At 58.2% G+C, this 6502-nt stretch carries 4 protein-coding genes; all 4 read right to left on the reverse strand.

The window, feature by feature from the left end; all coding sequences use genetic code 11:
• Positions 1-210: 210 nt before the first annotated feature.
• Positions 211-1359, reverse strand: coding sequence for a nucleoside phosphorylase (locus HX774_RS18160; RefSeq protein WP_178828853.1), 1149 nt, complete (start codon positions 1357-1359; stop codon positions 211-213).
• Positions 1356-1820 carry a response regulator gene (locus HX774_RS18165; protein ID WP_218650515.1) on the reverse strand — a complete coding sequence of 155 codons (465 nt, stop codon included), beginning with the start codon at positions 1818-1820 and terminating at the stop codon, positions 1356-1358. Before HX774_RS18165 ends, HX774_RS18160 begins: the two co-directional genes overlap by 4 nt.
• Complete coding sequence (locus HX774_RS18170; RefSeq protein ID WP_178828855.1) at positions 1813-4839, reverse strand: hypothetical protein; 3027 nt, start codon at positions 4837-4839, stop codon at positions 1813-1815. Before HX774_RS18170 ends, HX774_RS18165 begins: the two co-directional genes overlap by 8 nt.
• Positions 4840-5121: 282 nt before the next feature.
• Positions 5122-6363 carry a DUF3363 domain-containing protein gene (locus HX774_RS18175; protein WP_178828856.1) on the reverse strand — a complete coding sequence of 414 codons (1242 nt, stop codon included), beginning with the start codon at positions 6361-6363 and terminating at the stop codon, positions 5122-5124.
• Positions 6364-6502: the final 139 nt, after the last annotated feature.

A 6502-nucleotide genomic window follows, 5' to 3' on the forward strand; every position in this document is an offset into this window, starting at 1 on the left:
GAGAGCCGTCCACAGCATCAACAGCGGACATCTGTTCCATTCCCAAAAGTCGACATGTCACCGCGTCTATCGCTGCCGCGTGCGGCGCAGCCCCTCCAGGCTCGAATTGGCTACGCTGTCGTGTTGTGGTCGATCTGGGAAAAGCGCAGAGAGCCGGCTTGGCGTCGGTCCGAGCAGCGTCCGGCAAAACGCCTGCCTGTGACGCCCTCTCTAGTGAGCCCCCGCAAAGTATCGAGCCAACAACTCAACAACGAACCTCGCCGAAATCATGCAGCCATAAGGTTGCAGGTCGTCGTCCTTTTCACTTCCCGCGAGGTCGACAACCACTTTCGCGCAGATGAAATCAGGCTTGCAACTCGCGAGGTGCGCGGCGCGATGAAGCGCATAGACTTCCATGTCGAGACCAGAGACACGCCTATGATAGGTCGCGACCTGACCGATGTATTTTTCCGACGCGATGACGGCCGAGCCTGAGGTGAAAGCCGCCGGTTTGGGGGCTGTCATCTGGGATGGTCTGTCGTGCATCCATCCGCTTTCCAGGCGAGCGAGCAACCCAGTGTCTTCAAGAATTTCCAAGGTCAAAACCCGCATCTTCTCTGGCACCGGCACTTGGTACGGTTCCTGAGAAAACCCGTCTTCGGACCATTTTCCGGATTGGTACTCGTAGGCCATATCTGACACGAGAAGCTGACCCAACTTGGCTCTATCAGGGAAGCCGGCGCATACGCCGGACATCGCGACGACCTTCGGCTTGAACTTCTCAATGACCTTACCGGCGACCACCGCGGCATCTACGAGGCCCATGTGAGGAAGCTCGATGATCGTCCCTCGCCGCCCCGCGATCGAAATGTCGAAACGGGAAAGGTTGTCTTTGAACTTGGGTGTGCCAGCCAACTCCGCCATTCCTGTGTACGGGGCACGCTCGGTGCGAAGCGCACACAGGATGACGAAATCCAGCGTCTCGACGCTCTGGACCTCAATGACCATTTGCTTGAGGACGCTCTGCCAGACCTCTCTTTGTTCATAGTCGACCAGAAGGCACCCACGGCTTTCAAACTGGGGCCTGATGTCAGAGAATTCGTCTGGAAAAGAACTGATCGCCAAAAGCTTCAAATGTCCCGAGCCCTTGGACTCGATGGCTTGGAGAACGCCGATTCCATTGCGGTCCGGATCGCCGCCGTCGTAGGCGGGTAGGCGCAGGTCGATGACACAAATCGACACTTCCGCATCGAACTTGCGCATAAAATCGGCCATGTCCTTCGCCGTGACGACATCGCCAAACGCAACACCTAGAGATAATACGTACTGCTTGATCGTCTCGCGTTTATGATCGTCGTCCTCGACAATGAGCGTTTTCATGCAGCCTTCTTGAGCAGAGCGGTTAGCTTCGTTGAATTGGACGGAGATTTATATTTGTAGAGGACACTCCCGACTACGTCCTGGTCGTACCTACGCGACAGGACGCCTGAAGCTTCACTGAGTTTGACCCGCTTCCCGCCGATCGTGATGTCCGGATATTGAGTAATAATCACGACCTTAGATCGCAGATTTTGCTGCTTGAGAGCGCGGAGCACCTCGACGCCCCCTAGCGCCTGGTCATGTCCGCGCTCCAAGGCCGCACTGCCTTCCGGCGAGAAGGTGGGAAGCGCCATGTCGAGAATGATCAGATCGTAGACGTCGGTCGAAACAGCCCAGAATGCCTCGTGCACGCTGTCGACATGCGTGAGCGCGACCTGCCCTTTGTAAAAATCTTCAAGGCAAGCCGTCAGCTCCTCGAGTTTGTGCACCTCGTCTTCGACTAGAAGGATCTTTTTAATCACGAGCCTCCTCATCGGCGACTTCGACCTTGAGCTGGAATCTGATCTCGATGATGTCGTCGAGGACGTCAAAACTGACGGTCGGCGCGCCCTCATTCAGCCGGGTGATGAATTTTACCTTCTTGATGCCCGAGTATCCCTCAGTGACCATGTCCTTCCCAGTCTCTGACGAGTTGAGCGCAGCCGCCACCCTCTCGATGCAGCGAGATGCTTCGGCTTTTGGCATCACAGACTGAACCGACACGTCAAGAAGGTGCAGGTTGGTGCGCTCGATCGGCTTGGTGGACATCTTTACCGTGACGTCACTGCCCTCGCTTCCATGCTTGAAGGCATTCTGCAGAAGGACCGCCAGGCAGTCGTAGATCCGGTGAACGGAGATGCCGTAGTAACTCGTGTCCAGATCTGCACCGGAGACGAACGTCGGATTGGCTGGACGACCGTACTCGATGTCGATGATGTTGCAGATTTCTGGAATGGTCGCCGGCACAAAACCCGTCTGCGGGATTTGGAACCAGCTGGCGACCTGAGCGAAAACCGAGGTGATCCCGTTTTCGAGGGCGAGCTTGACCTTCAACTCCTCCGGTCCGTTGAACCGCTGAAGGGCCTGATCTAGGCTTTGTGCAATCTCTTGCGTCATCTTTACCCGGATCTGACGCGAAGCAGAATCTAGCTGCGGGGCAATCTGTCGCCAGCAGAACCCGATGATGAGTTCGTCCAGCATTTCCGGCCCCGACAGCCGGAGTGTCTGGATCAGTTGAGCCAAGTTCCGCCGAGCGGATGTCTCGGTGAAATCTATTTCTGAGTTGAACAGAGCGCTCGGGTTGCTCGCGCTGCGAAATTGCAGGAACTCCCTCCGCATACGTTCAATGAAGACCTTGTAGCCGCTCTCCCACGCGCTCAGGGCCGCGCCGAACGGCGTCCCAGCAATGATCGGATTGTAGTCCGAGCGCTGAAGCACCGCGTCAACGCTCTTGGTCATCACGCCCTGGAGCGTGTTGTGGCGTATCCGGCGGCCGAGATAGGATTCGATCCCGAATTCGTTGTTAACACAGAACTCTCGGAACGCGTCGGCTGCTATCCGTTCTACAAGGTAGTCATCCGTCGACGTCAACTCGACGATATCAATCTTCGCTTCTTTCCCGCTGGCGCTCACGACGCTTTTTGACGCGGCCAGCCGCGCAGTCAGCTTGGGGAGGAGTTCCTTGTACTGTTCCGTATATGCTGACGGGTTGGAGCCTAGCCACTTCTTCATGGCGAGGGAGTCGACGAACATTCGGCTGGTGTCGAAGTAGTTGCGCAGCTTCGCGACTTTCGACCGCGTCTCAATGGCCTCGGCTTCGATGATGTATTCAATCTTGTTAAGGTGAACACCGACGGACGTCAGGATATCACGCCGCGCATTTTCGGCAGACACAGGCGAGTCGACGATCTGATACATTTTTTGCAACGTCACCTCATCGAGAGAGGATGCAATGTAGTTAGCGACTTGCGGACTTTTCGGAGCCAAGTTCTCGATAAAGTCCGGAATGCTGCCCGAAAAATTCCGGATGATGTAGTCTTCGAGGTTGGCTCTGAAATCAAAATCCACGTCTGGATCCGATGATTTCCCCCTGTAGAGTGATAGCGCTAGCACGGAGATGAGAGCTCGCGCCTCCTCGGAAGCGTTCAGATGCATTGTCTTGAGCTCGGATTCTAGAAGAAGCGCCTCGAGCCGCATCGTAGTGTCGAATAGGTATTTGACCTCGTCGCTCGACAGAAGCGCAAGGTTACTTGGCGTTTGAATGAACCGGAGGAAAAGATAGGTTCTATAAAATCCGTCGACCTGCACGCCGTCCGCGTCGTGTTGGTCCAGCTCAAACACTCCGTCAGGCTGCTTCAGAGTCTCAAGCGATCCGAAATCTTCAGCGTTCCAGCGCGTCCCCTCGCCGAGCACCGGTGCCATCAAGCGATGCCCAATAACTCGGTCTAGGTCGTGTCGAAAACGGCAGAGAGGAACAAACTCAAGGAAAACGATGCTCCGCCTGTAGTAGAGCAACGACCTTTCATTATCGAAGCTAGACGTTTCCTCTCCCGGTTTGTCGCCCTCGGATGGATCGACAATTTGCGGAACCGAGGCGGCCATGACTTGGTCCTGCGCCGCTAACAAACTCTCCAGGATATCAGCGTCGAGGTTGCGCTGAATGGCGGCATAGGCGTCTGGAAGACGATCACGAAGGTTCGCGATGATTAAAAGGCATCGAACGGCGTCCAACAGGCTCGACTCCGTTCCCCTCAGGACAAAGCCGGCACAATCGTCGTGACTGATTGGCGTAGGCACCAGGTTGTTCAGGGTATGAAATCGTCTGAAGTCACCCTTCACATGATCCATGAGGATGTTGGTGTGCCGGCGGGCGATCGAGAAGAGCGAAATCTTGGTTTTGATGTTCTCTAGCGCGGAGTATTGGATCATAGGGCTTTGAGAGTGCCCCAGCGTTGCATCGATCGATGCCAATATCACCATGTCGGCTTCGTCGACTTTGAGGAACTCCCGAATGTACGAGATTTTTAGGGCGAGGTAGTTAGAAGCTCCCCACTTCTCAGCCGCCTTTGAAATGGCCCCGATCGCGTCTGATACGCTGACATCCGTCAAGCGGCTCAGGACAGCGATCGTCTCGATCGCCATCATGGCTTCCGACTTCCAGGAGTTCAGGAATCCGCAAGTATAGGCGAGTTCTAGGTTCGCTGAACGACGCTGATGGTGGTGGTTGATCGCAATATCTGACTGCCGCAGTCCGAAGACTTTGCGCTGTCGCAGTCCTTGTGGGGATTCCAGAATCGTTGCCGCCGCCACCATGTCGCCCTCGGCGACGTTGGCTCTGATCAAATTGATCGCATCAGTCGTCAGGATGCCCCGTCGAGCAGCCGTCACCGCGCCCCTTATGACGTTGCGACGATTTTCCGAGAAGCGTTTGATCGCGCTCGAAACGTTTGCGGCAACAGGCCGTGGTCGAGACCTGATCTGCGGGGAAGTCCAACGAGTCATAATCACGCGCTCGGAGAAGTTGCTTCCACCATGGGTAGACTCTCACTGCCGATTCGCAATGGTAATATGCGGGACCAACACCAATCTGTGGGCGGCATTACTGAAACCTGAGACTAGTCCAGAGTCAGGTCCGCCTGGCAATTGGACAGTTCAGAAGCTCCCCAATTTCCGGGAAGCGAGCCAGCTTAGGCGCAGACGCACTGGATTCAGGTTCCAGTGACGGCCCGAAAGCGGTCGTTGTGAACGTCCGCGTTGAGTCACAAGCGGCCTTTAGCCCCACCTTCACAATTCGTGATGCTGCCCTTTCACGGCAATCGCCGCCGCCATCCCCTGCCCCACAGGCGACAGCGCCACCGCATCCCCAACCGCCAATGCAGGCCCGCCCACCTTCAGCCGCCCATAATGCTCGACGCCCTGGACATCGCGCACCACGACAAAGGCCGCCGCCCCCGCCTCATCGTGAAACCCCGTCTTCACCACCACCCCAGCCACCGTCTCGCGCCCCAACAGCCGCACCTCGCGCGCGCCCTCCAGCCGGCGTTGGTTCATCGTCCGGATGATGTCCCGCCGCACTTGCAGGGTTCGCAGCCTCATCTCCATCTCTGGATCGAGCCGGTATCGACGGCCTGCGCGCATGGCGAGCCCCAGCTCTTCCAGATGCCGTAGCCTCCCCCGGCTCAGCGCCGCCCAGGCGCCGGTCCCTCCTGCCCCGTCATCGACCATGCCGTCTGCATCCGCCGCCGCCAGCAGTCGTCTGTCCAATCCGGTGAACCGATCCGCCTGGGTCTCCTTCCAGACCCGCCGCTCGGCGTCGACACGCGACAGATCCCCCAGCCTTTCCTGTGCGACCTCCTGGGCACGGGCTCGAAAGCCGTAGCCCATGTAGTCGCGAGGAATGACCAGGTCCCGTCCATCCCCACGCCGCCCTCCCACGAGGACATGGGCGTGCGGTTGGTCGGTGTAGTAATGGCAGGTCGCGACCCAGCGCAGACCTGGCTCACCCAGATCGGCTGACACCCGCGCCATCACCTCCCGCACATAGCCCCTAAGATCAGCGATCCGATCGCCGTGCTCGGGCGAGATGATGAAGCGGAAATGATGGCGGTCAGCGCTCCATCCGCGCGTTTCCAAGGCCGCCTCAACCCCGTCGTGCGCCCGGTCGAAGAAGTCCGGACGCGCCCCCTCGACGCCCGCCCCTGACCGGCCGAGATAGGCGACGTGCGCCGCCAGCGCCCCCGCCCGCGTCGCGGACTTGCCGACATGTCGCGACACCAGGGCCTTCACGATCACACGCTGGCGGACATCCATACGGAAGGCCCTGCCCGACCGTCCCTGCGCCGCCCTGAGCACGCCCGAACGATCTCCCAGGGCGAACTGACGCGACGCCGCCAGCCTCTGGAACATGCCTGTGCGCACCGGCACCCGATCGATCTTCAGGGAAAGGGGAAGGCGGACCTGGACGCCTTGACGATCTGGAGCCGTACCCAATGTCAGCCGGTGATCGATCGCCTCGCGGATGAGCATGATGCGCCTCCAGAAAAAGGCCGCCGATCCCTAAGCCGACAACTCTCCGCAAGTCATCCAGAGCCCGACCGTCATCGGCTAACCCACCGAAAGAATAGCGAAAAGAAGGCCGCGCCAACACCGCCTTTTATCTTGCCCT

Source organism: Brevundimonas sp. P7753 (genome assembly GCF_013386595.1).
GTDB lineage: Bacteria > Pseudomonadota > Alphaproteobacteria > Caulobacterales > Caulobacteraceae > Brevundimonas > Brevundimonas bullata.

Bases quoted from the DNA above. Each gene is read 5' to 3' on its own strand.
- HX774_RS18160 (WP_178828853.1), bottom strand. From the start codon at position 1,359: ATGAAAACGCTCATTGTCGAGGACGACGATCATAAACGCGAGACGATC.
- HX774_RS18170 (WP_178828855.1), bottom strand. From the start codon at position 4,839: ATGACTCGTTGGACTTCCCCGCAGATCAGGTCTCGACCACGGCCTGTT.
- HX774_RS18175 (WP_178828856.1), bottom strand. From the start codon at position 6,363: ATGCTCATCCGCGAGGCGATCGATCACCGGCTGACATTGGGTACGGCT.